This window comes from Paenilisteria rustica, assembly GCF_013820765.1.
In the GTDB taxonomy this organism is placed as follows: Bacteria; Bacillota; Bacilli; order Lactobacillales; family Listeriaceae; genus Listeria_A; species Listeria_A rustica.
In genome coordinates this window covers 199475-226054 of record NZ_JABJVM010000004.1, presented here as the reverse complement: position 1 = coordinate 226054, position 26580 = coordinate 199475, and the positions used below count along the sequence as shown (strand labels likewise).

25 protein-coding genes are annotated in these 26580 nt (G+C 44.1%); 15 read left to right on the top strand and 10 right to left on the bottom strand.

Annotation, left to right across the window (positions count from 1 at the left end):
- Positions 1-69: 69 nt before the first annotated feature.
- From HPK16_RS06050 to HPK16_RS06035, 4 genes are all read left to right on the top strand, one after another.
- Positions 70-2208, top strand: coding sequence for a PBP1A family penicillin-binding protein (locus HPK16_RS06050; protein ID WP_181676100.1), 2139 nt, complete (start codon positions 70-72; stop codon positions 2206-2208).
- Positions 2209-2300: 92 nt separating this feature from the next.
- Positions 2301-3659, top strand: coding sequence for a class II fumarate hydratase (gene fumC / locus HPK16_RS06045; RefSeq protein WP_181676099.1), 1359 nt, complete (start codon positions 2301-2303; stop codon positions 3657-3659).
- Between the two features lie 97 nt (positions 3660-3756).
- Positions 3757-4890 carry a DUF445 domain-containing protein gene (locus tag HPK16_RS06040; protein WP_181676098.1) on the top strand — a complete coding sequence of 378 codons (1134 nt, stop codon included), beginning with the start codon at positions 3757-3759 and terminating at the stop codon, positions 4888-4890.
- Between the two features lie 72 nt (positions 4891-4962).
- Positions 4963-5316 (top strand): YlbF/YmcA family competence regulator, encoded by a 354-nt coding sequence (locus HPK16_RS06035; RefSeq protein WP_036070534.1) that lies wholly within the window; start codon positions 4963-4965, stop codon positions 5314-5316.
- Between the two features lie 57 nt (positions 5317-5373).
- Here HPK16_RS06035 and HPK16_RS06030 read toward each other — a convergent pair whose 3' ends face one another.
- Positions 5374-5808: an NUDIX domain-containing protein gene (locus HPK16_RS06030; RefSeq protein WP_181676097.1), complete on the bottom strand. Its 435-nt coding sequence runs from the start codon at positions 5806-5808 to the stop codon at positions 5374-5376.
- Positions 5809-5969: 161 nt separating this feature from the next.
- On the opposite strand from HPK16_RS06030, the gene HPK16_RS06025 reads away from it, so the two are divergent.
- The 4 genes from HPK16_RS06025 to HPK16_RS06010 all read left to right on the top strand — a co-directional run bounded on the left by HPK16_RS06025 (position 5970) and on the right by HPK16_RS06010 (position 11715).
- Entirely contained in the window at positions 5970-7208 is a 1239-nt protein-coding gene (locus tag HPK16_RS06025; protein ID WP_181676096.1) for a metallophosphoesterase family protein, read from the top strand.
- Positions 7205-10012 carry an ATP-binding protein gene (locus tag HPK16_RS06020; RefSeq protein WP_181676095.1) on the top strand — a complete coding sequence of 936 codons (2808 nt, stop codon included), beginning with the start codon at positions 7205-7207 and terminating at the stop codon, positions 10010-10012. Before HPK16_RS06025 ends, HPK16_RS06020 begins: the two co-directional genes overlap by 4 nt.
- Before the next feature lie 51 nt (positions 10013-10063).
- Positions 10064-11005, top strand: coding sequence for a 3'-5' exoribonuclease YhaM (gene yhaM / locus HPK16_RS06015; RefSeq protein WP_181676094.1), 942 nt, complete (start codon positions 10064-10066; stop codon positions 11003-11005).
- 329 nt (positions 11006-11334) lie between these two features.
- Positions 11335-11715, top strand: coding sequence for a VOC family protein (locus HPK16_RS06010; protein WP_181676093.1), 381 nt, complete (start codon positions 11335-11337; stop codon positions 11713-11715).
- Between the two features lie 49 nt (positions 11716-11764).
- Here HPK16_RS06010 and HPK16_RS06005 read toward each other — a convergent pair whose 3' ends face one another.
- The 5 genes from HPK16_RS06005 to HPK16_RS05985 all read right to left on the bottom strand — a co-directional run bounded on the left by HPK16_RS06005 (position 11765) and on the right by HPK16_RS05985 (position 14589).
- On the bottom strand, positions 11765-12664 hold the full coding sequence (locus HPK16_RS06005) for a peptidylprolyl isomerase (protein ID WP_181676092.1): 900 nt from the start codon (positions 12662-12664) through the stop codon (positions 11765-11767).
- A 146-nt stretch (positions 12665-12810) separates the two neighbouring features.
- The gene (locus HPK16_RS06000) at positions 12811-12999 is read right to left on the bottom strand and encodes a hypothetical protein (protein ID WP_181676091.1); all 189 of its coding nucleotides are present in this window, start codon (positions 12997-12999) and stop codon (positions 12811-12813) included.
- An 11-nt stretch (positions 13000-13010) separates the two neighbouring features.
- Complete coding sequence (locus HPK16_RS05995; protein WP_181676090.1) at positions 13011-13553, bottom strand: DUF3267 domain-containing protein; 543 nt, start codon at positions 13551-13553, stop codon at positions 13011-13013.
- A 231-nt stretch (positions 13554-13784) separates the two neighbouring features.
- A complete protein-coding gene (locus tag HPK16_RS05990; RefSeq protein WP_181676089.1) occupies positions 13785-14156 on the bottom strand; it encodes a YtxH domain-containing protein in 372 nt (123 codons plus the stop codon).
- A 13-nt stretch (positions 14157-14169) separates the two neighbouring features.
- Positions 14170-14589 (bottom strand): HIT family protein, encoded by a 420-nt coding sequence (locus tag HPK16_RS05985; protein WP_181676088.1) that lies wholly within the window; start codon positions 14587-14589, stop codon positions 14170-14172.
- Between the two features lie 165 nt (positions 14590-14754).
- Between HPK16_RS05985 and HPK16_RS05980 the strand changes: the two genes are divergently transcribed.
- Together HPK16_RS05980 and HPK16_RS05975 are read left to right on the top strand one after the other, a co-directional pair.
- Positions 14755-15504, top strand: a complete 750-nt coding sequence (locus HPK16_RS05980; RefSeq protein ID WP_181676087.1) for an ABC transporter ATP-binding protein — start codon at positions 14755-14757, stop codon at positions 15502-15504.
- On the top strand, positions 15494-16711 hold the full coding sequence (locus HPK16_RS05975; RefSeq protein ID WP_181676086.1) for an ABC transporter permease: 1218 nt from the start codon (positions 15494-15496) through the stop codon (positions 16709-16711). Before HPK16_RS05980 ends, HPK16_RS05975 begins: the two co-directional genes overlap by 11 nt.
- A 147-nt stretch (positions 16712-16858) precedes the next feature.
- Here the strand turns inward: HPK16_RS05975 and HPK16_RS05970 are convergent, their stop codons facing one another.
- Entirely contained in the window at positions 16859-17362 is a 504-nt protein-coding gene (locus tag HPK16_RS05970) for an antibiotic biosynthesis monooxygenase family protein (RefSeq protein ID WP_181676085.1), read from the bottom strand.
- Positions 17363-17576: 214 nt separating this feature from the next.
- On the opposite strand from HPK16_RS05970, the gene hemE reads away from it, so the two are divergent.
- From hemE to HPK16_RS05945, 5 genes are all read left to right on the top strand, one after another.
- The gene (gene hemE, locus HPK16_RS05965) at positions 17577-18635 is read left to right on the top strand and encodes a uroporphyrinogen decarboxylase (protein ID WP_181676084.1); all 1059 of its coding nucleotides are present in this window, start codon (positions 17577-17579) and stop codon (positions 18633-18635) included.
- Positions 18632-19555, top strand: coding sequence for a ferrochelatase (gene hemH, locus HPK16_RS05960; protein ID WP_181676083.1), 924 nt, complete (start codon positions 18632-18634; stop codon positions 19553-19555). Before hemE ends, hemH begins: the two co-directional genes overlap by 4 nt.
- A gap of 33 nt (positions 19556-19588) precedes the next feature.
- Complete coding sequence (gene hemY / locus HPK16_RS05955; RefSeq protein ID WP_181676082.1) at positions 19589-21001, top strand: protoporphyrinogen oxidase; 1413 nt, start codon at positions 19589-19591, stop codon at positions 20999-21001.
- Between the two features lie 111 nt (positions 21002-21112).
- Entirely contained in the window at positions 21113-21460 is a 348-nt protein-coding gene (locus HPK16_RS05950) for a hypothetical protein (RefSeq protein ID WP_181676081.1), read from the top strand.
- A 130-nt stretch (positions 21461-21590) separates the two neighbouring features.
- Entirely contained in the window at positions 21591-22361 is a 771-nt protein-coding gene (locus HPK16_RS05945) for a Cof-type HAD-IIB family hydrolase (RefSeq protein WP_181676132.1), read from the top strand.
- 280 nt (positions 22362-22641) lie between these two features.
- On the opposite strand, the gene HPK16_RS05940 is transcribed toward HPK16_RS05945, so the two are convergent.
- The 3 genes from HPK16_RS05940 to HPK16_RS05930 form a co-directional block, all read right to left on the bottom strand.
- Entirely contained in the window at positions 22642-24315 is a 1674-nt protein-coding gene (locus tag HPK16_RS05940) for an alpha,alpha-phosphotrehalase (RefSeq protein ID WP_181676080.1), read from the bottom strand.
- A gap of 13 nt (positions 24316-24328) precedes the next feature.
- Positions 24329-25747 (bottom strand): PTS trehalose transporter subunit IIBC, encoded by a 1419-nt coding sequence (treB, locus tag HPK16_RS05935; RefSeq protein ID WP_181676079.1) that lies wholly within the window; start codon positions 25745-25747, stop codon positions 24329-24331.
- Positions 25748-25894: 147 nt separating this feature from the next.
- Positions 25895-26572 carry an ABC transporter ATP-binding protein gene (locus HPK16_RS05930; protein ID WP_181676078.1) on the bottom strand — a complete coding sequence of 226 codons (678 nt, stop codon included), beginning with the start codon at positions 26570-26572 and terminating at the stop codon, positions 25895-25897.
- Positions 26573-26580 lie beyond the last annotated feature (8 nt).

The window sequence follows — 26580 nt, the reverse complement described above, 5'->3', positions numbered from 1 at the left end:
TGCCGTAAAATGGGTGTATACAGCTGAGTTTAACTTTACCAAACTAATGTAGAAAGCTAGGAGATATGCGTGAATAATGAGAACAAAACTATCTTGACCTATTTAAAAAGCTTCTTTCTCTTTCTAAAGAAGTGGTTGGGGATCGGTTGGAGTAAATTCCGCCGTTTTTGGAAGAATAAGCATATCGGGAAATTTTTAACACTTATCGGTTTGACGTGTATACTGATTTTTATCGTATCACTGGTCATTGTGGCCAAATCAGCCGATATCGATGCTTTAAAAAAGGGACTTGAAACGACGACAGTCATTTATGATAAGGATAACGACAAGGCGGGCGAACTTTCCGCGTCGGATGCTACGTTTGTGAGCATTAAAGATATTTCTCCGAATCTACAAAATGCTGTTATTTCAATTGAAGATAAACGGTTTTATGAACATGGTGGTTTCGATTTGAAGGGAATTTTCCGATCTGTTTGGGGACTTGCTTCAACAGGAAACATCACGGGTGGCGGTAGTACCATTACCCAACAGGTAGCGAAGAATGCACTTTTAACGCAGGATCAGACTTTTACGCGAAAAGCGAAAGAGTTATTTATGGCGCGTGAGATTGAGAAGACGTATACGAAGGATGAAATTTTGGAGATGTATTTGAATACGTCCTACTTTGGAAATAATGAGTGGGGTGTAGAGAATGCGGCGAAGAAATATTTCGGAACGAGTGCTTCTGATTTAACGATTCCACAAGCTGCGACGATTGCTGGTCTTTTGCAAGCTCCATCTGCCTATGATCCGTATACGCATGGAGATAAAGCAGTAAATAGACGTAATATCGTGCTTGGTGCGATGTACACAAATGGTAAGATTACGAAGGAACAAATGAAGGAATATCAGGCGACGAAGCTTGTGTTAACCGATAAATCGAATGACCCGGATAACTATCACTATCCTTGGTATACCGATGCTGTTATCAATGAAGCTTTGAAAGAAACGGACCTGACGCAAGACGATATCATGAAGCAAGGCTATCAAATTTACACGGAGCTTGATCAAAACTACCAAGCAGCATTGGAGAGCACGTTCGAAAATGACAGTTTGTTCCCATCTAATGCCGCGGATGGTACGCTTGTTCAAGGTGGCGCTGTACTGATGGATCCTGAGAGTGGCGGTGTTCGTGCGCTTGTCGGTGGTCGTGGGAAACATGTTTTCCGTGGATTTAACCGCGCGACGCAAATGAAGGCTCAACCGGGTTCGACTATGAAGCCACTTGCGACCTATGTTCCAGCGCTTGAAGAAGGTTGGAAAGTAGATGACATGTTGCAGGATAAGAAGACAACGTACGGTAAATACACGCCGACCAATGTTGGTGGTGTTTATCGCGGCGAAGTGCCAATGTATAAAGCTGTAGCGAAATCGATTAATGCACCAGCAGTATGGTTATTGGATAAGATTGGCCTACAAAAAGGTATCGATTCTGTGAAACGCTTCGGGATTCAATTGACGAAGGAAGATGAGTATCTAGGTTTAACGCTAGGTGGCTTGAATAAAGGTGTTTCACCAGTCGAGCTGGCAACGGCTTATGCGACATTTGCAAACGATGGCGCAAAACCAGAATCACACATCATCCGCAAAATTGTCGATCCTACAGGCAAAGTAGTGTATGAGAATGAGGCATCGACGAAACAAATTATATCTAAGAAGGTTTCGACGGATATGACTTCGATGCTGATTGATGTTATTAATAATGGTGGTACTGGTGAAAATGCAGGCGTTTCAGGTTACGAAATGGCTGGTAAAACTGGTTCGACGCAAGTACCATTCACAACAGACGGCACGAAAGATCAGTGGTTCGTTGGTTATACACCAAACTTAGTAGGCTCTGTCTGGATTGGTTTTGATAAAACAGATGAAGCGCACTATTTGAAAACGACGAGTTCTGATGGTGTTGCATCGCTTGCGCATTACGTGATGAAGAGCGGATTGAAGTATCAAAAACCGGTAGACTTTGGAACGAAGAGCGCATCGGCTAAGACAGAAGAGAAGAATCAAGAGAATGCTGTAACGGAGCAAGCTGGCGATTTCTGGGGTTCTATTAAGGACTCTGCGAAAGGTGCAGGCGAAACCATCAAAAAAGGCGCTGATAAAGCGAAAGAAATTGGTGGACAGATTGCAGATGGATTCAACAATATACTTGATTCGTTTGGAAACTAAATATTTTGGGAGACTCAAAGTGGATTGTTGCTTTGGGTCTTTTTTGTTGGTAGGATATAGGGAAGTACATAGTTTTGAAGGGGGATTTTTTGATGGTGAGAATGGAGCGGGATACGATTGGCGAGATTGCGGTTGCTGGGGATAAGTTCTGGGGGGCGCAAACGGAGCGGAGTCGGTTGAATTTTAAGATTGGTGAGGAGAAAATGCCGGATGAGGTTGTGAAGGCTTTTGCGCGGTTGAAGAAGGCGGCGGCTTGGAGTAACGCGGATCTTGGGAAGCTGAGTGTGGATAAGGCGCAGGCGATTGCGACGGTTTGTGAGAGGATTGTGGCTGGGGATTTGGATGCGCATTTTCCGTTGGTGGTTTGGCAGACAGGGAGCGGGACGCAGTCGAATATGAATGTGAATGAGGTTGTGGCGTATGTTGCGGGCGATTCGGTGCATCCGAATGATGATGTGAATATGTCGCAGAGTTCGAATGATACGTTCCCGACAGCGATGCATATTGCAGCGTTTACGGCGGTTATGGAGCAGTTGATGCCGGAGCTTGAGGCGACGCGGCGCGTGTTGACGGAGAAGAAGGAGAAATATTGGCGGATGGTCAAAATTGGACGGACGCATTTGCAGGACGCGACGCCACTGACGCTGGGCCAGGAGATAAGTGGTTGGGAGAGTATGATTGCGCACGCGGAAACGTTTATTTCGCAGAGTAGTGACCATTTGTTGGAGCTTGCGATTGGAGGCACGGCGGTTGGTACTGGGCTGAATGCGACGGCGGATTTTGGTGATCGGGTCGCGCAACATTTGGAGGCTGATACGGGATATCCGTTCCGCTCAGCGTCGAATAAATTTTATGCGTTGACAAGTCACAGTGAACTTAGTTTTGTGCATGGGGCTGTGCGGGCGTTGGCTGCTGACTTGATGAAAATTGCGAATGATGTGCGGTTTTTGGCGAGTGGGCCGCGTAGTGGGATTGGTGAGTTGACGATTCCGGCCAATGAGCCTGGAAGTTCGATTATGCCTGGAAAAGTGAATCCGACGCAATGTGAGGCGCTGACGATGGTTGCGGCGCAGGTGATGGGCAATGATACGACGATTAATGTGGCGGCGAGTCAAGGGAATTTTGAGTTGAATGTGTATAAGCCTGTCATTATTTATAATTTCTTGCAGTCAGTGCGTTTGCTTGCTGATGGGATGCGGTCGTTTAGAGTGCATTGCTTGGAGGGATTAGAGGCGAATGAGGCGGTGATGCAGGAGTTGGTTGACCGGTCGCTAATGCTTGTGACGGCGCTAAATCCGCATATTGGTTATGAGAAAGCGGCGAAAATTGCGAAGGCGGCGTTTGCGGAAGATGTATCATTGAAAGAGGCGGCGATTCAGTCAGGATTTGTGACGGCTGAGCAGTTTGATGCTTGGATTGACCCGCTTAAAATGACGAACTTAGAGGGATAATCATACTTTAGGCTGAACTTTGTATGAAACCATTGTGTCGCTGGCTAAAATGCCGTAAGATAATAGCACTACATGGAAATTAGAGGGTGATGCTATTTTGAGTGCTTGGATGACGATTTTATTTATGGTGATTGTTGGGGCATTTATTGGTGCTGCAACGAACTTTATTGCGATTCGGATGCTTTTTAGGCCGTTTGAGGCAAAATATATTGGTAAGTGGCGAATTCCTTTTACACCTGGTGTTATTCCGAAGCGTCGTGAAGAATTGGCTGTGAAAATTGGTGAGGTTGTCGCGGAACATTTGTTGACGAACGAGGCGGTGCAGGCGAAGCTTTCTGAGGAAGAACTGCGCGCGGAGTTGATCGTGACGGCAAACGCGCTGGTTCGTGAGAAGTTGGCGATTGCGACGACGCCGAGGGAACTTTTGGCGCAGTGGGATATGACGGCTATTGGAGACACGGCGCATGACAAAATTGCGACGGCTTTAAAAGGACAGCTAGATCAGTTTTTTGTGAAGCGTAATGAGTTGGCGGTGAAAAATGTGTTACCGGATGTGGTGCACGAGGAGCTGGCTCGAAAAATTCCGGCGATTTCGGCGCAAACATTAAAGAAGATTGGGATATTTACGGCGAGTGATGCTGGGAAACTCCAGATTAAGGCGATGATTGAGCGGATTTTGGCGGAACGTGGGAAAGTTGGCGGTATGGTCGGACTTTTCTTGAATAACGATACATTTGCGACTCGGATGCAAAAAGAGGTTGTGAAATTTATCGGTAAGCCGGAAACGGAGGCTGTTTTAGAGGCATTGATTGTATCGGAATGGCAGCAGTTTTCGGAGCGTGCTTTGGTGGATGTGATGCCGCTTGAGAAGCAGGAGCAGTTTTCCGAGCAGTTGATTGCGGAGATTATGCGAACGGTGCAACTAGAGAAGTGGATGGATACGCCGGTTCAGGATTGGATTCGTCCGTATGAGCAGGATATTTTGGATAAAGTGGTGCCATTTTTGGTGGATGCGGTGTTGCAGTTTGCGAGTGAGCATAGTGCGGAGGTACTGCAGCGTCTCGAAATTGGGAAGATGGTGCAGCATCAGATTGAAGCTTTTTCGTTACGTGAGATGGAACAGATTGTGCTTGATATTTCTGGAAAAGAGCTGAAAATGATTACTTATTTAGGCGGTTTTTTAGGAGGATTTATCGGGATACTTCAAGGGATTATTGCTATTTGGTTTTAACCTTTGCCCTTGCCCGCGAAATTTGATATAGTGGGGAAGGAAGAAAATTTCGTATATATGGAGGAACATAAAATGACTATCAATATTTATGACATTGCGAATGACTTAGAACGTGGTATTCGTGAAACAGAACAATTTACGAACTTGAAGCAAGCGTATGCGGATGTGAATGCTGACGCTGAGGCGAAAGTGAAATTCGACCGTTTCCGTGAAGTGCAAGTAACGATTCAAGAGAAACAAATGAGTGGTCAAGAAATCGATGATGAAACGATTGATTTGGCGCAAGAAGTTGCTGAAGAAGTACAAAGCAACGCGGCAATCACGAACTTGATGGAAAAAGAGCAAGCGATGAGTTTGATTATCAATGACTTAAACCGCATCATCATGACTCCGTTACAAGAATTATATGATGTAAAAGAAAAATAAGAACGCGGAAAACGCCGTACGAAAGCTGCCAATTAGTGGCTTTTGTACGGCGTTTTTTTATTTCTGCAAGATTTCAGCGGCTTTTAGGGCAGCTGGTGTCGCATTTTTGTCTGTGAGTAAATCCATGGGCACCCATTGATAACTAAGCGTTTTCGTAGGTTCGGATTGAAAAATGAGCGGCACGGCTTTCTCCGCAGAAAAATCAACGCTCATGTAAAAAAGGGCTGTAATGTGTTGCAAAATTCGTTTATCAAGAAATGGATAGCCAACAAGGAAATCGTAGACACCAAGATTGGCCGTTATATCAGGTTTTCCACCAATTTCGGCTATGTTTCGTTTGAGACAATCCATCAGTGTTTCATCATCGTTTAGTTTGCCCCCAGGTAAATCCCATTTTTGCTTGTAGGGTTCTTTTTCGCGTTGTATCATGAGTAGTTTGCCGTTGTCTTCTGCGACGCCATATACGCCAAAACTTCGGTGCCAGTTGCCCATTGTTCTTACCTCCTGTGATGTTATTATGTTTAGAATAGCATGTTTTCTTTATAAATGGGAGGTTTTTTAGAAAAATTATCAAATTTTGAGTGGGAATTCATTGTGTGATAAGGGGTTTCAAGGTATAATAGAACGTATATTCGTAATTTAGGAGGGCTATTATGAAAGAGATACGATTTGTACATATGGCGGATTTACATTTGGATAGCCCATTTTTAGGCTTGAAGCAGTTGCCAGATACGGTTTTTAGGCAGTTAAAGGATAGTACGTTTGTGTCGTTTACTAAGGCTGTAGATGTGGCGATGGAAGAGAAGGTTGATTTTGTGATTATCGCTGGAGATATATATGATGAGGAAGATCAGAGTATTAAGGCGCAGGCTCGATTTTACCGGGAAATGGGGCGTCTGAAGCAGAGTGGGATTCCGGTTTATATGATACATGGAAATCATGATTATGTCGCAAAATATCAGGATCGTTTACAATTGCCTGATAATGTGACGGTCTTTGATACGGAATTGGAATGTCATACATTTCTTAGTACGCAGGGATATAAGGTGAATTTGTATGGATTTAGTTACGGGGAGCGGCATATTCGTGAAGCAGTTTATGCGAAATATAAGCGTGAAGGTGATGCTGATTTCCATATTGGGTTATTACATGGTTCGGAAATGACGGGAAATCCAGTGCAGGATGTGTATGCGCCGTTTCGAGTGAATGATATGAAACAGATGGATTATTGGGCGTTAGGTCATATTCATATACGGCAGGTTTTATTGGAGGATCCGATGGTTTATTTCCCGGGAAATATTCAGGGGAGACATCGTAAGGAAACTGGTGAGAAAGGTGTGACGCTTGTTTCGTTGCGTGAAACGGGAGCGGAGTTGACGTTTGTTGACACGGCGCCGATTATTTGGGAAGAGAAGACATTGGAGATTCAGACGGAAGTTGATTTTTCAGGGCTTTTTCAGTTGTTGATGCAAGCAGTGAAAGAGGCTACGAGATCGGATAAGGCAGTTTTATTATCGTTGGTTGTAAGATCGGAAGTTGCACTTAGTAGCGATGTGAAGCAACGAATGGACAGTGGTGAATGGCTGGATATGTTGCAGGAGCTTTGGATGGATGAGCCTAATTTTGTTTGGGTGATGCGGGTGAGCTATGAGGTTGCGAAGCTGGATACGGACTGGTTAGCTACATCTGGGCTTTTGGATGAATGGGAGTTTGCGAAAGAGGATTTGAAGCAGGAGAGTGCCTTCTATCAGGCTACGGAGAGTTTATTTGCGAATGGGGCGACGAATCGGTTTTTGGAGGATTTTGGGGAAACGGATCGGGAAAGGCTTGTGGAAGAGTCGGCAAGTTTACTTGAAAATATGTTGGAACAGTTGAAGGGTGACATCAAATGAAGATTAGTGCATTGGAAATTGTCGGATATGGTAAATGGGAAGGTAAGAAAATAGAGGGATTGCAGGATTTTCAATTGTTTTTCGGAGCGAATGAAGCTGGAAAGTCGACAATTATGGCTTTTATTCATAGTATTTTATTTGGTTTTCCGACGAAACAGCAGAGTTTACCGCGAATGGAACCGAAGAGTAAAGGGGCATATGGCGGGAAATTGGTGCTGGAAGATACGATATTTGGCCGGGTGACTGTGGAGCGGTTGCGTGGGAAAGCGACTGGTGATGTGACTGTTTATTTTGAGGATGGTTCGACAGGCACTGAGGTTTATTTGGAGCAGATGCTTGGTGGAATGGATCGAACACGTTATCAGTCTATTTTTTCGTTTGATATTCACGGATTGCAAAATGTGCAGAATTTGAAGGAAGTGGATTTTGAGCGGTATTTATTAGCAACGGGTACGATTGGTTCGGATGTGTTGATTCGAGCGGAGGAGCGTTTGCAGAAGCGCTTGGATGAGCTTTTTAAGCCGAGTGGGAAAAATCCGAAGTTGAATCAGCAGCTGTTGAAGGTGAAGCAGGCGTTTGCGACATACCAGGACGGAAAGCGGAATAATCAACAGTATTTGCGTATTGTGGAGGAACTGGAAGAGGCGCAGGCTGGTGTTTCGCGGACGTATACAGAGCGGCAAGGTTTGCGGATGGAGATGGAGCAGGAGGAAGCGTTGCTCAAAGTTTGGCCGGTTTATGAGGAATGGCGTTTTTTGTGGAAGCAGATGGAGCAGTTGGGCGATCTGGATTTTCCAGCGAATGGGATAGTGCGATTGGAGCATTTGGAGGCGCGGGAGAAGGAGTTGAACGCGCAGCTTATTCAGTGGCAGGAGCGATTGGTGCAACTTGTGGAGCAGCAGCGGACGAATGATTTGTGGAGTGAGTCGGATGCGGAGAAAGTGGATGGCTTGCTTGAGACGTGGCCGCTTTTTCAGGAATGGAAGAGGCGTGCTGGCGAGTTAGAGCAGGATATTCGTTATTTGGATCAGAAGGAGGCGCAACAATTTACTTCGTTGGATGCGGTGAAGGTGATTCCGGAGGACGAGGATATTTTGGCGATGCGCTTGGATGTTTCGGTGGAGCATAATTTGGCTGGTTTACAGCAGGAGTCCGAGCAGAATCGGGTGCAGATTGCGGAATTAGAACAGCAGCAGGTATGGAAACAACATGAGTTGGAGCAACTTCAGAAGCAATGTGAGGATTTGGAGCAGGATTTGTGGTCTTCGGCGAAATTTCAACAGGTTCAGCAACAGTTGGAACGGCGCGAAACGAGGAAGCGAACGGTGTTACCTGTCCCAGTGATTGGCTTTGCTTTGTTGTTTTTGCTGAGCTTGATTTTGGCGGGTGTGTTGCAGTGGGTCATTTTATATGGTGTCGCGGTGCTATTTTTTGTTGGGATGGTATTTTCTTGGCTTGGATTTATACGGAAGCAAGATGGGAAAGCGTCTTATGATCCAGCGGAATATGGTGCTTTTATGGGGCAGAAGCAGGCGAGAGCGGCACTTAAGAAATGTTATGATGGGATGGATAACTTGGCGCTACAGGTGGAGCAGAATGAGCGACGTTTGAGAGAATTGCGGGTTGTGGATGCGGATTTGGATGCTAAATGGCAGGCGTATCGGGAGCTGTTTTTCTTACCTAGTGATTTTTCTGGGAAGCGGTTGGAGAGCATTTTGTTTGTGTGGCGGGAGGTTAAGCAAGGGATTGAGAACAAGGGAAAGGCTGCGAAAGATGTGCAGGTACTCCGCGGGAAAGTGGTGGAATGGGAGTCAAAACTAGAGGAATTGGTGCAGCAATTGAATCTGGAATCGTTGCCTGTGGATGAACAAGTGATGTTTCTGAAAACGAAGCGGAAGGCTCGGAAATCGTTTGTAGCCGAGATTGCGAAGTCGCAGGAGAAAGAGGAACAGTTACGGAATCAGGTTGCTATTTTGGAGCGGGAAAAGGCTTCGATAGCGCTTGATAAGTCGGAATTGTTGAAAGCAGCGAATGTGAAGAATGAGGAATTTTTCCGGCAGAAGGGGTTGCAGGTGGAGCAGCAGTGGAAATGGCAGGAACGGGCCGTGTTGCTTCGGGCGCAGATTACGGATTCGCATTTGGAGAGCTTTTCGGGAATACAGCAGGAGAGTGAGATTAGTGCTCAGGTGTTGGAGCGTAAGGACCGGTTACGGGTGCTGGATACGGATTTGGATCGTTATCGTAAGGTGATTGCGGAGAAGGAATTGGCGCGTGAGACGCTTGAGGACGGGCAAAGTTTCTCGGATCGAATGCAGTATTTTTATTCGGAGCAGGAGTCTTTTCGGGATTTGGCGGAGGAATGGATGCGTGTGAAGTTGGCCAAAGAAATGGTTGGTCAGATTATGCGTAAATTGCAGGAGGAGAAGTTGCCGAAAGTGTTGACGCGTGCGACGCATTTCTTTGATGTGCTTTCGATGGGGAACTATAAATTGGTTCGGTTCACGGAGAATAGGTTGCAGGTGGAGCGGTATGATGGGATGCGTTTCTTCCCAGAGGAGTTGAGCCAGGCGACGAAGGAACAGCTTTATTTGGCGATTCGTTTTGCGGTGATTCAGATGTTACATGGGGAACTGCGATTGCCGATTATTATTGATGATAGTTTTGTGAATTTTGATGAGGAACGTTTGGAAGAAATTATGGTATTATTGCAGGAGATACGGCGGGAAAATCAGGTGATATTTTTTACGTGTCACAAGCCGCTTAGCAAATATTTTTCCAAGGAAGAGCAACACATGCTATACTAAAGGGGTAAAGTAGAGGCGAAAATGGAATCGGAGAAAGTAGGCGATCTGAAGATGGATAAGAAATTATTGGATTATGAAGTTGGAGAAGGACTTGATTTGTTTCTATTAATAAAATCGAGTACGAAGGGAATCGCGAGCAATGGTAAGCCTTTTTTATCGTTAGTTTTACAGGATAAATCGGGGGAATTGGAAGCGAAACTGTGGGATATCTCGGACAGTGATGAGGAGAATTATGCGAGCCAAAATATTGTGAATATTGTCGGTGAAGTGCAGAATTATCGTGGTAGAAAGCAGTTGAAAATTCGTCAAATTCGCCAGTCATCGGGGCTTGATGGTGTTAGTATTGGGCAGTTTATGGAGACGGCACCAATTGACAAGGCGGAGATGAGTGAAGAAGTAACGAAGTATATTTTTGAGATGCAAAATCCGAATTTACAGCGGATTACGCGCGCGCTTTTGAAGAAGTATCAGGATGATTTCTTTGATTATCCGGCGGCTGTAAGGCATCACCATGAATTTGTTTCGGGACTTAGTTTTCACGTGGTATCGATGTTACGCTTGGCGAAATCGATTGCGGATTTGTATCCGACGGTGAATCGTGATTTATTGTATGCTGGTGTGATTTTGCATGATCTGGGGAAAGTGATTGAGCTTTCAGGGCCGATTTCTACTACATATACACTGGAAGGAAATTTGATTGGTCATATTTCGATTGTGGTAGAAGAAGTGAGCAAGATGGCGGATGAGTTAGGAATTGAAGGCGAGGAAGTTGTGATATTGAAGCACGTTCTTTTGAGTCATCATGGAAAAGGCGAGTGGGGAAGTCCTAAACCACCACTTGTGAGAGAAGCCGAGATTTTGCATCAGATTGATTTGATGGACGCGTCGATGAATATGATGGATAAGGCATTACGCCATACGAAACCAGGTGAATTTTCAGAGCGGGTGTTTGGATTGGATAATAGGTCGTTTTATAATCCGAATTTTAAATGAAAAGCTGAAACGGCCCGTTCAGCTCCGAAAAAAACTGGAGCGGGCGCAAGAAAAAGCCGCTCTTGCTTTTTGTGGAGGGCGTGAAGTTTTCGAGGAGTTGGCCGTTGAAGCTAGATCGGAGGCGCAGGTGATGGGTTACATGCTCACATTTCTCGCATTCATATGGAGATTCTAAAAAGCAGCATAGTGTCTCCATATGAGTGCGAGAGGCGGAGGACGGGAAGATAGCTTTTATTCATTCACTTGAGATGGAGATATATTTTCCGAGATTCGTAATATGCGCTCAAACAAGCAATCAAAAACAAAAGAAAAGAAAAGAGGAATAACACATGATTAACAAAATCGGGCAAGTAATGATTTACGTCAACGACCAAGAGGCAGTAGCGAAATTCTGGACAGAAAAAGTAGGTTTCGTAATTAAATCTGAAAACGCAGCTGGGGCACCGGAACGTTGGATTGAAATCGCACCAAACAATGACGCCGTAACGACATTCGTCCTGCAAGACAAGGTAGCAGTAGCTAAAGCACAACCAGAAATGAACTTGGGTACGCCGTCTATCTTACTTTTTGGTGATAATCTAGATGCTATGTACGAAGATTTTAAAGCAAAAGGAGTCACAGTTGGTGCACTTGTAGATGTACCAGGCATGGGTCGCGTCTTCAACTTCGCTGATCCTGAAAACAACTATTTTGCAATCCTTCAAAAATAAGCAAATAAAGAGCCTAGAATCCACAGATTCTAGGCTCTTTATTTACTTATTATTTAGTAGTAGTTGACTCGTCAGCTGCTTTTGAAGCAGATCCATCATATTGCGTGAATGCGTCTTTCAAGTCTTTATCATCAATCTTAACGTCAGCTTTTTTGTAAAGTTTTTCTAGTGCTGCAGTTTTTGATTCAGCTGTTACTTTCGTTGCCAAGTAGTCTTTCTTCACTTGTGCTTTGTCTTTCTCGAAAGTAGTTTTTGCTGGGTGGTCTAGCATTTTGATGATGTGGTAACCAGCGTCTGTTTTAATAACTGGGCTGATGTCACCTTTGTTTTTCAATGCGTAAGCTGCTTTTTCGAATTCAGGTAACATTTTACCAGGACCGAATGGAGCTAATTTACCGCCTTGTGTAGCAGAACCTGTATCTGTAGAGTTAGCTTTTGCTAATTCTTCAAAGTTACCGCCAGATGTTACTTTCTTGTGAAGGTCATCTGCTTTCGCTTTGTCAGCAACTAAGATGTGTTCTACTGTGATGTTTGGTTGCCATGTTTTGTAATATGCTTCTAGTGCTTTATCGCTAGTATCAACAGAAGCTTCTGCTGCTTTTGTGCTTAATAGATCGAATTTCAGGTAATCAGACTTGAATGATTTCTCTGTGTAACCACTTTGTTGTAACATGCTCGCAAGTTGGTCACCATATTGATCTTCGAAAGTCTTGTATGCTGCATCGATTTCTTTGTCTGTTACTTTGTATTTATCTTCAAGAATTTTCGTCATTGCTATTTGCGATACATATTGATCGCCGACTTTAGCTTTCATTGCATCGTAAAGTTCTTGTTGTGTTACGTCTCCGGCTTTGGTTTCAACAACAGCATCGTTTGCTGAATTTCCGCAAGCTGCTAAGCTGAATAGACCCATCATTGATACCATACCTAATACTAATTTCTTCTTCATTAAATAATACACGCTCCTCAAAGTTTTAAATAAGTTCTGCTTAACTACATACTCATCATACCACATAATGGGTGGTAATAAAGTAAAATGTCAAAAATCTAATCTATTTCTAATCTTATCTGTTGCGTCTCTCACATGGCGTTTCCTTAAGATAACATGATCCCTTCTAGGGTCGCTGAGAACAGAAGTAACAGGACTGCAATATTCACAATTCGATAAAATAATTGACATTGTTTTGGGTTGAAATCTTGCTTTGTTGCGTAGCGCTCGACTAACAAATTGAAAGCCAGTAAAGCGACGACTCCAAAAACGGCGTATAAAACGTAAAGTAACACTGTATACCTCCTTACTCTTCTGAAACAAGCACCGAAAAGCCACGATCAGCATCTTCAACAAAAGTATGTTTTGGTGTTCCGATAATGTTTCTAATATGAATGAAATCTGGATAGCACATACCTGCATGAATCGCAATCAAAATAAGAAAGAGTGGCGAGTGAAGTACAGGTGTCGCAATCATGACGATGATTATTAGCGCCGAGATAACGACAAATGGTAAGGCAAGTGATGCAATGTATCGCCATTTCGGAATAACGCGCTTTACTTTCACTTGTAAACACGGCACGATATAAAAGTGTCGTTTAAAGCGCATCTGTACGCCATCGCGATAACGCAATAAGGCGAGTAAATGGAGCCCTTTATGAACCGGATACAATAGAAGTAAGGCAATAAATGTCGGCAATTCAAAAACCATCACAAATTGGCCAGGAAAAACCAGATTTTCAATTAAAAATAGGATGCACATCACGAGAAGTGAAATTAAGCTGGATTTAAAAAAGACGCGATTATACTCATCTCTTCGTTCCACATTAATTGTCTTTAAACAACGCATGGATAACTAATCCTCCATCTACTTAGAAAATATGTGACTCACAGTAAGAATCATTATCCAATCCATCTAGCCTCACTGATCACCTTAGTATTGTAGTCCCTGCGGCGCTTTTTTTCAACCCCTTTTCGATTAATAAATAATGGGCTGTGAATAAACTGTGACAAATGTAGCTTTTTTTACTACGAGAAAAGGCGCAAATGTCCTGTGAGAGAACGGTTTGCGCCTTTTCATTTAATTACTTTCTTTTTTGTCTTTTTTTAGTGTTTTTTCTAAATCTGAGATCGTTTTTTGCATATCTTTAATCTCGTCTTTGAGGCGGGCTTTTTCGGGCTCCATTTCCTCGTTCCAATTGGCAACGGATTCTTTGATGTCTGTGGATAAATCTTTCAGTAAAGTCGTGCCCTCTGTGCCTAAAACTTGAACGGATTGTAGTAAGTCCGTCGCATTGTAGGCTAGTTCTTTCAAAATAACGCTTGCTTCACCTGATTTAGAGGCGATATCTTGGCGCAGTTCGCGACCTGATTTAGGTGCTAACATAATAGCTGTTGCGGCGCTTGTGATACCACCGATAAGTACGCCGAGTAATACGGATTTTGCATTCATATTTAACACTCCTTTAGACTTCTTTGGCAATTTTGTCGGCTAGTTCTTGGAAGGCATCTTTTGAATACCAGTTGGCATTGTCCGCCCATTTTAAGCCGAAATCGTCTTTATTTGTATAACGGGGAATAAGATGGATATGATAATGAAAGACGCTCTGTGACGCGATTTCTTCATTGTTATTCAAAATGTTGAGTCCTTTTAATGGTAAGGCTTTTTTGAGACCCGCCGCGATTTTCGGAACACGTCTGAAAATTTCTGCGGCCGTTTCTTCCGGCAAATCAAAAATATTGCGCGCGTGTTGTTTGGGAATGACCAGTGTGTGGCCTTCTGTTACTTGCCCTAAATCAAGAAAAGCGTATACTTGGTCATCTTCGTAAACTTTAGCAGAAGGAATCTCGCCGTTTACTATTTTGCAGAAAATACAATCATCCATATTGAATTAGACACCTCCGAATAAATTCACTCTCTATGTATCTAATGTACCATAAAAACGCACAAAACGCATGTCTAAAACAAGATCAAAATAGTGAATTTATAGCGAAAACGGTATCAACTATGCTATTATAGGGACAATAAGATGGATAATAGGAGTGATAACATGGCTTTAGTGGAGGTTCATAATTTAACTGGTGGTTATACGAAACGCCCGGTTTTAAAAGATATTTCCTTTGAGATTGAGGAGCGCCAAATCGTCGGGTTGATTGGTTTGAACGGTGCTGGTAAAAGTACAACGATTAAACATATTACAGGTTTGATGCAGCAGAAGAAAGGTACAATCACGATTAATGGTCATACGCTGACGGAAAATACGGAGGAGTATCGCAAGCAGTTCGCCTATATTCCAGAAACGCCGGTGCTATATGAGGAATTAACGCTTAAAGAGCATTTGGAGCTGACGGCGATGGCTTATGGGTTGACGGAAGAGGAAATGAAGTCGCGAATGGCGCCACTACTTAAAGAGTTTCGGTTGGAGAAAAAGCTGAACTGGTTTCCCGCGCATTTTTCAAAGGGAATGAAGCAGAAGGTAATGATTATGTCGGCGTTTTTGATTGAGCCGAATTTGTATATTATTGATGAGCCGTTTGTGGGGCTTGATCCGCTTGGCATTCAGTCGTTGTTGCAGTGGATTGAGGAGATGAAGGATACGGGCGCAAGTATTTTGATGTCGACGCATATATTGGCGACGGCGGAGAAATATTGCGATAGTTTCATTATTTTGCATGACGGGATTATTCGCGCGCAGGGGACACTCGCTGATTTGCAGGCGGATTTTGAAATGCCAGGAGCCTCGTTGGATGAGATTTACGTACAATTAACAAGGGAAGAAGAGCAGGCCGATGAAGTTTGATGCGGTAGATTTATTTAAGAAGCGTTTTGGTAGTTATATGGAAGAAGTCAGCCGATATATGCGCTATATGCTGAATGACCACTTGCTATTTGTGCTGATTATCGGTGTCGGGGCGTTCGTTTACTCGTATTCTGGCTGGGTAAAGACGCTGACGCCAGTTTTTCCAGCTATTCCTTTGATGGTGATTTTGTTGACGGCGGCGATTGCGGTGACAACGATTAATACGTTGCTCAAACGGCCGGATGCGGTTTATTTAATCGTGCAGGAAAAAGCGATGGATCAGTATTTCAAAAAGGCGAACATGGCTAGTTTCTGGATGCAGATTTATATCTTTATTTTAGTTTTAGCAGCTTGTATGCCGATGTACGCTGCGGTGACTGGATTTAGTTTTTCGCGATTTTTCCCGTTATTGGTTGTGATGCTTTTGATCAAACTGTGGAATGTGTATTTCCAGTGGGAGACGATGAAGCTTGAAAATACGGATACGACGTGGTTATTTACGCGGATTATCATGAGTGCGGCGCTGATTTATTTGGTGCTGGCTTTCAACTTGATTTGGTCGATTCCGGTCGCGTTAGTTGTGCTAGTTGCGAGTTATGTGTGGATGAAGCGTAAAACGGTAGGTCTAACGATCAAGTGGGAGTATTTGATTGACAAAGAGGAAGCGCGGATGAATCGGTTTTATCGTCTGGCGAATTTATTTACCGATGTGCCACATTTAAAAGGAACGGTGCGCCGTCGTGCGTATTTGGATTTCTTGTATCGGCCAATTCCATATGCGAAAGAGAAGAGTTTTGCGTATTTATGGAGCCGTACGTTTGTGAGAACGAATGAATTTATGGGATTGTATGTACGCTTAACAGTGATTGCGTTCTTGTTGCTCGTCTTTGTCCAAGGATTTTATCTCAATATTATCTTTTCGTTGCTGTTTATTTATTTGACAGGGTTCCAGTTCATTCCGATGTTACGCCATTTTGATGGGCAAGTAATGCTGAAACTGTATCCGATTGACGATCATTTTAGACGTCGTTCGTTCATTCACTTTTTGCGAATATTACTCGTTGTTCAGGCGTTGTTGTTTGGGATTGTAGGGATTGCGCAAAATGGATCGATTGATGGCGTGATTATATTGGGGATAAACTTGGCGTTTGTTGCGGTGTTTACGTTTGTATATGTGCCGTATCGGGTGAAGAAGATTTATGCATGAAAAGTTGGAGAAGCCCGTTTATGCTAATGACCTTTCAAACCGTCGTCTTGTTTGATTAGTGGAGTAGCGCGAGACTGACAACCTTTTAGAGTCACAAAAAAATACGTTGTTGAAAACTTGCTTCAACAACGTATTTTTAAATGATTTTTATTTCTCATCATGGAAGTATTCGGGAAAGTGGAAGACATCTACATGCGAGAAACCGCTTTGGGAGCTATTGCTGCGAATGAGGTCCATGATTTTATTGTGCTCTCTACCGGTTTTCCAGTGTTGGTAGTCGTCGCCGCTATTCCAGAAAGTGATGATTAAATACTTATTTTCTGTTTTGGATTGTAGTAATTGCATGCATTGTAAACCGCGTGCTTCATGGAGTGTTAGGGCGACGGATTGGTATAATTTTTGGAAGATAGGAATTTCTTCGGAACGTAAATATAAATACTCGAATGTTACAGTGCCGTGGCCTTTTATTTCGCCAAAGCTGTGGTTGATCCGGTAAGCTGCTCCTTCTCTGAAAACAGTTGATTCCGTTGTTTCTTCGAGCAAAATGGAGTCGCCGAAATTTTGTAATAGAGTAATGTTGCGGGTCGGGTTATCGGAAAGAATTTGACGAAGATAATGTTCGGTTCCACTTGTGATATACGCGTATTTCATAATAATGGCCTTCTTTCTAAAATGTTATGCAAAAATAGGGATAAATTATTCCATATCTAGATAGTACAACTATATTCCTCTTTCTGCAAAAATAAAACGTTATGGAGCTACTTATCTGGTTTTTGAATCGATTTTTTGGTATGCTGTAGATTGTAATAATTATAAAATGCGCTCGAAACTTATGTGCTTTAATGAACAATGAAGGGGTTTTGTTATGAAGAAGTTAGAGAATGACTTATTTTTACGTGCCGCTAGAAAAGAAGCTGTGGACAGGATCCCGGTTTGGTATATGCGGCAAGCAGGGCGCTCACAGCCAGAATATCGCAAACTAAAGGAAAAGTATTCATTATTTGAAATTACGCATCAGCCGGAGCTATGTGCTTATGTGACGCGTCTTCCTGTGGAGCAATATGGTGTCGATGCGGCAATTCTGTATAAAGATATTATGACGCCACTGCCTGGAATGGGTGTGGATGTGGAGATTAAGAGTGGGATTGGGCCAGTGATTGCGAATCCGATTCGAACGGGTAAGGATATCGAACGGTTGGCGTTGTTTCAAGCGGACGAGCATGTGCCGTATGTGCTGGATACGATTCGTTTATTGACGGAGGAGCAACTGAGTGTTCCGCTGATTGGCTTTGCTGGTGCGCCGTTTACACTTGCGAGTTACATGATTGAGGGTGGTCCATCGAAGAGCTATCACCAAACGAAGGCGTTTATGTATACACACGAGGCGGAATGGCATATGTTGATGCAAAAATTAGCGGTCATGACGGCGGATTATTTGTTAGCGCAAATTAAAGCGGGTGCTAAGGCTGTCCAAATTTTCGATTCGTGGGTTGGAGCGCTTAGTGCGGCGGACTACCGTACATATATTAAACCGGCAATCATGCAAATCGTGGCAACCGTGAAGAAAGCGAGTCCGACGACGCCTGTTATTATGCAAGCTGTTGGCGCGACGCATTTGCTGGCGGAATGGCAGGACCTTGGCGTTGACGTTGTTGGTGTGGATTGGCGGATGTCGATTGCGGATGCGAGAACGCGGGCTGGTGGCATGGCGTTGCAGGGGAATTTGGATCCGTCGCTACTTTTGGCGCGTGAGAAGTGTTTGACGCAAGCGGAACTTATTTTAGCAGAAGGAACGCAGGAACCGGGTTTTATTTTTAATTTAGGACATGGTGTTTTTCCAGAGGTGTCGCCTGCGATGTTGAAGGAATTGACGGCGTTTGTACACGCGCGAAGTGAAATTTTACTAAGGGGTGGGGACAAGTGAGTAAAAAAGTTGGATTGTTGGTAATGGCTTATGGAACGCCGTATAAGGATGAGGATATTGAGCGTTATTACACGGATATTCGGCATGGTCGGACGCCGAGTCAGGATTTGATTGATGATCTTCGTTCGCGTTACCATGCGATTGGTGGGCTTTCACCGCTCGCTAAAATTACGCAGGCGCAAGCTTTTGGATTGGCGGAGACGCTGAATGGTATGCAATCGGATATTGAGTTTAAAACGTATATTGGCTTGAAGCATATTGAGCCGTTTATTGAGGATGCTGTGCAGGAAATGAAAAATGATGGCGTGGAAGAGGCAATTTCGATTATTTTGGCGCCGCATTATTCGAGTTTTAGCGTGAAGGAATATAATGGCCGTGCGCTGAAGAAGACGGAAGAAATTGGTGGGCCGGCAATTCGGACGATTGATAGTTGGTATGATGAGCCGACATTTATTGAGATGTGGGCGAAACGGATTAATGATGTGGCGATTCCGAAAGAGGAGCTGGATCAGACGGTGCTTGTTGTTTCGGCGCATAGTTTACCGGAGAAGATTAAAGAGCATGGCGATCCGTATCCTGATCAATTGGCGGAGACGGCGAAACTTATTTTTGATCAAGTGGATGTGCCGCATTACGCATTGGGATGGCAAAGTGAGGGCAAGACTGGAACGCCTTGGCTTGGGCCTGATGTGCAGGATTTGACGCGTGCGTTGTTTGAGGAGCATGGTTATAAGCATTTCATTTATACGCCGGTTGGATTCGTGGCGGAGCATTTGGAAGTGCTGTACGATAATGATTATGAGTGTAAAGTTGTGACGGACGAAATTGGAGCGACGTATCACCGCCCGCCGATGCCGAATGATGATAAAGAGTTTCTAGATGTACTGGCGACGGTTGTTTGGAAAAATTGGAGTAAATAGAGAGAAATTTGAATAAAAAGGTGCGTGTTTCCTGTGGCTAAGAAAAAGATTGTTGTGATTGGTGGAGGTATTACAGGATTATCCAGTACATTTTACTTGAAAAGGGAGCTTGAAAAGCAAGGCTTAGATTATGAATTAGTCTTGTTGGAGGCTGGAACGCGAGTCGGGGGGAAGATTGAAACGGTGAGGCGTGATGGCTACGTGATTGAGCGTGGCCCTGATTCGTTTTTGCGGCGGAAACCGGAGATGCAGAATTTGGTTCGGGATCTTGGACTTGCGGACGAGTTGGTGGAGAACGCGACGGGGGATAATTATGTGCTCGCAAAACAGGGGCTTCATGCGATTCCTCGTGGTTCAATTATGGGGATTCCAGCGCGATACCGTCCGTTTTTCAAGACTGGGTTACTATCTGCGAGTGGAAAACTGCGCGTGATGGGTGATTTATTTTTGGGAAAGCAGCAAGTGGATGGCGCAGATATGTCGTTGGGGACGTTTTTGCGTGCGCGTGTTGGTGACGAGATGGTCGACAATGTTTTAGAGCCGCTGATGTCGGGAATTTATGCGGGGGACCTGGATGAGATGAGTGCTGAGGCGACCGGTGAGAAATTTTTAAAATTGGAGCGGGAGCATGGGAGTCTGATTAAAGGGATTCGCGCGATGTATAATGAAACGACGGCGAAACAGAGTACGGAATCGACGTTTTTGACGCTGCGTCAAGGTTTGGCGACAGTTGTTGAGGCGCTGGAAAAAGAGCTTTCTGCTAAAATTATTAAAAAAGGCAAACGTGTGCATAAAATTTCGAAACAGGCGCGTGGTTATGAGTTGACGGTAACAAATCAGGAGAAGCTTCAGGCAGATAGTATTTTTATCGCGCTGCCGTATCATGAGATTATGCCAATGTTTCGAGATGATGCGATTTTTGAAGAAATTGGTGAGATTCCGGCTGCAAGTGTGGCGACGGTCGGGATGATTTTTCCAAAAGATGCGATTAAAAAGGATATTAAGGGAAGCGGTTTTGTCGTGTCGCGAAATGAGGATTTTTCAATGACGGCGTGTTCTTGGATTCACCGGAAATGGCCGCATACAGTTCCTGATGATAAAATTTTGCTTCGTGCGTTTGTTGGTCGCAGGAAAGAGGAATCGATTGTTGAGCTGGCGGATAAAGCGATTGAGGAGACGGTTTTGAGTGATTTGAACCGGATTATGACGCTAAATCAGGCGCCGGAATATACAATGGTTACGCGGTGGCGGAATAGTATACCGCAATATACGGTGGGACATGGGCAGCGAAAAGAAGCGATTTTTGAAGAATTCAGGAAAGCCTATCCGGGTGTTTTTGCTGGTGGTGCATCGTTTGACGGTGTCGAGTTGTCCGAATGTGTACGGCAGGGAAAAGACGGGATGGAAGCGGTTTTGGGATACTTAGAAAAGCTTGGGGTGCAATGAAATAGAGCGCTTTCAAAATTGTCATCATAATACTATCTAGTTTTAATCATATTCTCATTTTCTTCGGGCATACTAGCATTATAGACAAACCCACTACGGGAGGAAAAAATAATGAATAGATTAGAAAAGAAAAGAATTGCAGAGAATGTCAATTTATATATAAGATTGAACGGCTTTACGAAACGCTCTTTTGCGAAGGCTACTAATTTTTCTCAAAGTACGGCGGAAGCGATTTTGAATGGCAAGGTCATAAGTAATGCGAAATTCAATAAATACATAGTGAATATAACGGAAACACTAGGTTTGGATGCTCATTATTTTAAACAGGATAAGGAAGCTCTCTTGTCCATGCCAATTCATTATCAAGAGGAAGAAGATAAGATTCATATTGGTGACGAGAAGTACAATACGATTAGCGCAATGCTAAAAATTGGCGATGTCTATTATAGTAATTTGTAAGTGAGAACCGGTTGGTGTCCAAATAGGACGCGAATCGGTTTTTTTTGATTGAAAAAAATGGATCTGTGCATGAATATCAAACTTATGGTATTGTGAGAGGATACATTGTTTGGAGAAGGGATTTGATGAGTTGAAACCAGCAGCGATTTGTTTTTTTGATTTGGATGGGACGTTATTGACGAGTGATTCTGTTGTGGCGGAGAGTTCGGTGAGGGCGCTCGAGGCATTGCGGGCGAAAAATATTATGCCGATTATTGCGACGGGGCGAACGTTATGTGAGATTGAGCATGTACTCGCGGTGACGGAGATGACGTCTGTGATTGCGATGAATGGGCAGTACGTTTTGTATGATGGGAAAGCGGTTTACACGAATCCGATTGATGTGGAGGAGATTAAGGCGCTTCACCAAGGTGCACAGTCGCAAAATGTGGAAATGGCTTTTTATACGGAGGCAAAAATTCGTGGAACGGCTCAAAATGAGGTTATGGAGAAGCACTATCGTTATTTGGGTGAGGAATCGCCGGATGTGGATGCGGAGCTTTATTTGCAGGAACCGATTTATATGTTGCTGTTATTATTGGAAAAGGGAGATGATTATTTCCCGGAACGCTTTCCTTATTTCCAATTTGTTAGGAATACGCCGTTTAGTAATGATGTGGTGCCAAAGGGTGGATCGAAAGCGGAGGGTATTGCTAAGTTGCTAGAAGTGATGGGTTTTGAGGATGTTCCGACCTACGCGTTTGGCGATGGCATGAACGATTTGGAGATGTTTTGCGCTGTAGATCATGCGATTGCGATGGAGAATGCGGTGCCGGCGCTTAAGGAAAAAGCGGAATTTGTGACGGCGGATAATAATAGTGATGGGATTGAAAAAGGACTGCGATTGTGTGGTTTGCTTTAAAAGAAGACATGAAAAAACCAGATGATTACTCATCTGGTTTTTTCTAGCGCTCTTAAACTGCCTTCCACAAAGCATTGATGTTTAAGAGGTTGGCAGTGGAATCTTCACACTGCTTGTAGGCTCATCGCATGAAGTAATCTTACCACGCGTTAGGTGGAATGTAAAGGTTTATTTGTTGTGGTTCTTTGAAGCAAAGCGAATTAGAACCTCAATATGCAAAGGAACAAAGTGAGTTGGTAGTCTTTAATATAATTCGTGAAATCATAAACGAGCAGTTTTTCTAGATTTTTATGTGGAGCATCAAGGCTTCATATGGCTGCAACACAATCTTATTTGTCATCGCTTCATGTGGATAGTTGGATTCGAGAATTTGGCATTTTTTATCGTGATGTCGTTCTGGAAGATTCCAAACTTGTTCCTCCGCGCTAAAATTACCGACGACGAGCAACGTTTCGCCGTTCCATTGGCGTTCGTAGTCGTAAATGGTTTCGCTAGCGGCATCTAGTAACGTGAAATCACCGTTCGCAAAAATGGCATGACCGCGACGCAAGGCGATTAAACGCTGATACGTGTAAAAAATGGAGTCAGGATTTGCGAGGGCTTTCTCCGCGGTCCAGTTATCTTCGTGAATTGGCGCTAGCCAAGGTGTGCCGTCTGTGAAGCCCTGATGTGTCTCGTCATTCCACTGCATCGGAATCCGTGCGTTCTCACGCGATTTTTCACGCAAAATGTGTAAGGCATCGGTTTCGGAGACGCCATCTGTCAGCATTTGTTTGTACGCATTCCGTGACTCCGCGTCATCATACTGCGAAATATCTGTGAAATTCGCATCGGTCATCGCGATTTCCTCACCTTGATAGATATACGTCGTGCCTTGCAAGCCAAACAGGATAATAGCTAAGAGTTTCGCGCTCTGTTCCCGGTACACGTGATCATCGGCAAAACGCGCCAACGCCCGCGGTTGATCGTGATTCGTCCAGAATAGGGCGTTCCAACCACCGCCTGCTGCGATTTTCAATTGCCATTCTGCCATGACACGTTTCAAGTCTGTCAAACGATACTTTGCGCTAGCCCATTTTTTCCCGCCAGGATAGTCCACCTTCATATGATGGAAATTAAAGGCCATCGAAAGTTCTTGACGATTGGGATTCGTATATTTGATGCACTGTTCTGGCGTCGTCGAGGACATTTCGCCAACCGTCACGAGATCATATTTATCAAAAATGCGACGGTTCATTTGATGTAAATACTCATGGACATGTGGCCCATCGACATAGAATTTGCGGCCATCCTCCTGCGCGGTTGCCAACGAATCATTTGGGAAATCAGGGCTTTTCGAGATATTATTAATGACGTCTAAACGGAAACCGTCGATGCCTTTTTCACCCCACCAAGCCATCATTTGATAGATTTCTTCTTGGAGTTTTGGGTTTTCCCAGTTTAAATCAGGCATACTAACTTCATAAAGATGCAAGTAATACTGGCCAGACGCTTCGTCGAGTTCCCAAGCCGAACCACTGAATTTCGAAAGCCAGTTATTCGGAGCTCCGCCATCTGCCGCGGGATCTTTCCAAATATAGTAATCACGATACGGATTATCTTTGCCTTTTAGCGCTTCCTGGAACCAACGATGCTGGTAAGACGTGTGATTGACGACCATATCCATCATAATTTTCAACCCACGACGGTGTGCTTCTTCTAAAAGTTCCTCAAAATCAGCCATCGTTCCGTACTGTGGATCAATCGCGAAATAATCCGCAATATCATAGCCGTTATCGCGTTGTGGCGAGACATACATGGGCGTTAACCAGAGCAAATCGATGCCGAGTTTTGCAAGGTAATCTAATTTTTCAATAATACCGCGGATATCCCCGATGCCATCACCATTCGTATCGTTAAAACTGCGCGGGTAAATCTGGTATACCGTTCCTTTTTGCCACCATTCGTTATTCATCGTAAAAATCCTCCTAAAATCCTGCATTTCCTTGTTTTCGTCTTGCCATTCCGATAATAAATGTAAGTACAAATGGTACGCCAATCGCGATCAGCATGCCAATTGCGTAGGCGCCCCAACCAGCTCGTGTAATCGATAGAATCGAGAATAAGCCGCTGACACCGATGGATTGGGAGATAACGCCGTTGTAGGCGATGAATCCACCTGCGAGCCCTGCGCCAATCATCGAACAGACGAAGGCGTACTTGGCGCGTAAATTGACCCCGAACATGGCGGGTTCTGTAATACCTAGATAGGCGGAAAGCGCAGAGGTGAGCGCGATGCTACGGTTCTTTTTATCTTGTGTCACGAAAGCCATGGCGAGAGCTGCCGAACCTTGTGCGGTATCGGAAAGCGCTTGGATTGGCCAAAACATCGTTCTGCCGGTCGTTGAAATAAGTTGCAAATTGACGGCAAGGAACGCGTGATGCATCCCTGTAATAACGAGTAGGGCGAAACAGGCACCGAATAGAACCCCAGTAACCATCGGCGAAATGTTAGAGAGACTGACAATCCCATCTGTAATCCAGTTGGAAATCCATAATGTAATCGGACCAATCGCAATCAGTGAAAGGGCACTCGTCACAAGTAGCGTCACAGGAGCGACAACAAGCAACTGAAAGGCATCGGCGACCACACGACGCAACGCTTTTTCAATAGAAGCGTATACCCAAGCGGCCACGAGAACTGGCAATACTTGACCCTGATAGCCAATTTGCGCGACTTCAAGCCCGAAGAAATTCCAGTAGTGCGGTTCCTTCACGCCGATCTCATACGCACTCATCAACGCGGGGTTAACAAGCACAAGACCGAGCACAATCCCCATCAGCGGGTTTCCACCGAAATATTTCACCGCCGACCAACCAACAAGCGCCGGTAAGAAAGCAAAGGCAGTCCCGGCAATCATACTTATCATCCCAGCAATACTAGCCAAGTTCGGGTACATATCAACAAGCGATTTACCCTCGACAAAAATTCCAACACCAACGAGCACATTATTAATACCAAGTAAAAGACCACTAGCAACAATCGCTGGCAAAATTGGAATGAAAACATCGGCAAGCATTTTCACGATTTTTTGAAGTGGATTCAATTTTTTTGCGTTTTCTTCTTTCAATTCTGCGGTTGTGACTTCTTTGACATTTGTCTGACGAACGAGTTCTTCGTAGGCTTTATCAACGGTTCCTTGGCCGATAACGACTTGATACTGCCCGTTGGAACTGAAATTACCGCGCACAATATCGATTTCTTTTAGCGCTTCTTCATCCACGATTGATTCGTCTTTGAGCTGAAAACGGAGACGAGAGATACAGTGCGTCGCCATATTGATATTATCTTCGCCACCAATTGCCGCAATAATCGCTGCAACATTCTTTTTTGTAACCTTTGCCATCTTAAATTCCCCTCTTTCTGAGCTAACTATAGAATGTAATCGATTTCATTAGATTTATTATAAGTTGTTTAAACAACTTATGCAAGCCTTTTCTTTAAATTTGTTTAAACAAATTTAAAGAAACCCCGCCAAGGCGAGGTTTCGGGCTTATGATGTTTGAATTAATTGCTTTTCTTTCAGCGTTAATGCGATATCAGATTGTCTGGCAATCGATTTATCATGCGTAACCATGACGATACATTTGCCTTTTTGATGTGCGAGCGCTTTGAACAAGTAGATGATTTTCTCTGCAGTTTCGCCATCTAGATTTCCAGTTGGTTCGTCGGCGAAGATGATTTGGGCGCTACCTGAGAGGGCGCGGGCGATGGTGACGCGCTGTTGTTGTCCACCGCTGAGCTGTAGGACGGGGCGCTTGATTTGATCTTCGGTGAGTCCGACTTCGGTTAAGACTTTGATGGCATGAGCACGCTTATTTTTCATGCCAGGATGCTGGATACCAATGGCTGTGATGACATTTTGCAGCGCGGTCATGTAGGGAATGAGATTGTACGCTTGAAAAATGATGGCACAATGGTTTTTGCGGTACTTTTGCAAGCTGAGTGATTTGTTGATGCTTTGTTTTTGGAATAAAACTTGTCCGGCGCTTGGGATGTCGAGACCAGATGCGATGGAGAGTATCGTTGTTTTTCCTGAGCCTGAGGGACCTAGAATGGTATAGAATTTTCCAGCATCAAAGGAGTAGGATGTGTCTAGTAAAATGGTTTGGCTTTTGCCGCCAGATTGGTATTTGTATGAGATATTATTTAAACTAAGAATGTTTTCCATAGTGGTTC